Genomic DNA, 1,127 nt, shown 5'->3' with positions numbered 1-1,127 from the left:
TTACTGCCTCACGCCTTCGGCTTGAATATGCAGCGTCGTTTTCATCTTGAAGCCATACGCCTTGCCGTAGTCCACGCCGAAGTCACCGCGATCGAACGTAGCCGTCGATTCCGTACCGCACACTTCCTTCTTCAGCATCGGGTTCGTGAAGCACTTGAACGATTCGATCTTGAGGTTCAGCGGCTTCGTCACGCCATGCAACGTCAGTTCGCCGATCACTTCCACCGGCACGTCGCCCTTGAACTTCATCGACGTACCCTTGTAGGTCGCTGTCGGGAACTTGTCGGCGTCGAAGAATTGCGCGCTCTTCAGTTCGCCGTTCAGCTTGTCGTTGCCAATATCGATCGACGTCATGTCGATGGTCGCATCCAGCGTGCCCTTCTGGGCCGCGCGATCGAGCGTGACCGTGCCGCTGCTCTTCGTGAACTTGCCGCGCCAGATCGAGATGCCGCCGAAGTGATCGGCCTCGAAGCTCGGGGACGTGTGGTTCGGGTCGAGCTGATACGTGACTTCTTCAGCCATGGCGTTAAACGAAACGGCCGCGAAAAGCGCGCCTGCAGCTGCAATCAGAAGGTTCTTTTTCATGAGTTTTCCAGGATGAATGTTGAAAGCGATGAACGCTTGTTTCTATGGCTTATTTCTTGGCTGCAACAAGGTGGAACTTGATGACAACTTCGTCGGCCACGACCGAGGTGTCTTTCCACTCGCCCGAGCCGACATCGAACTGCGTGCGTTTGATGGGCAGCGAGCCGTCAAAGGTTTGCGTTGCACCCTGACTCGTCACGGTGACCGGCACGGTGACGTTCTGCGACTTGCCCTTGATGGTCAACTTGCCGCTGACGTTGAACTTCGTGCCGCCGGCCGGCGCAATGGCGGTCGACGTGAACGTGGCGGTCGGGAAGTGCGCCGTATCGAACCAGTCCTTGTCGGTCGCCTGCTTGTTGTAGCTGTCATCGCCGAGATCGTAGCTGCTGGTATCGATCGTGATGCTCGCGCTGCCGGCAGCCGGCTTGGCCGGATCGAAGTCGAGTTGCGCGGTGAACTTCTTGAACTTGCCTTCAACCGGCACGTTCATTTGCTTCGATGTCGCCGTGACCGTGCTTTTGGCCGTGTCGACCTGGGCTTGA

The 1,127-nt window shown here is 57.7% G+C and carries 2 protein-coding genes; both read right to left on the bottom strand.

What is annotated here, in order from left to right; all coding sequences use genetic code 11:
• The gene (locus tag AWB69_RS45245) at positions 1–585 is read right to left on the bottom strand and encodes a YceI family protein (RefSeq protein ID WP_062093243.1); all 585 of its coding nucleotides are present in this window, start codon (positions 583–585) and stop codon (positions 1–3) included.
• Positions 586–634: 49 nt separating this feature from the next.
• Positions 635–1,127: YceI family protein (locus AWB69_RS45240; protein WP_062093242.1), on the bottom strand; the 493-nt coding region annotated here is incomplete at its 5' end.

It is taken from the genome of Caballeronia udeis, from assembly GCF_001544555.2.
In the GTDB taxonomy this organism is placed as follows: Bacteria; Pseudomonadota; Gammaproteobacteria; order Burkholderiales; family Burkholderiaceae; genus Caballeronia; species Caballeronia udeis.
This window is presented reverse-complemented; position numbering and strand designations above follow the sequence as displayed.

What these genes read in the sequence shown, in the direction of transcription:
- AWB69_RS45245 (WP_062093243.1), bottom strand. Translation starts at nt 585, where the DNA reads ATGAAAAAGAACCTTCTGATTGCAGCTGCAGGCGCGCTTTTCGCGGCC.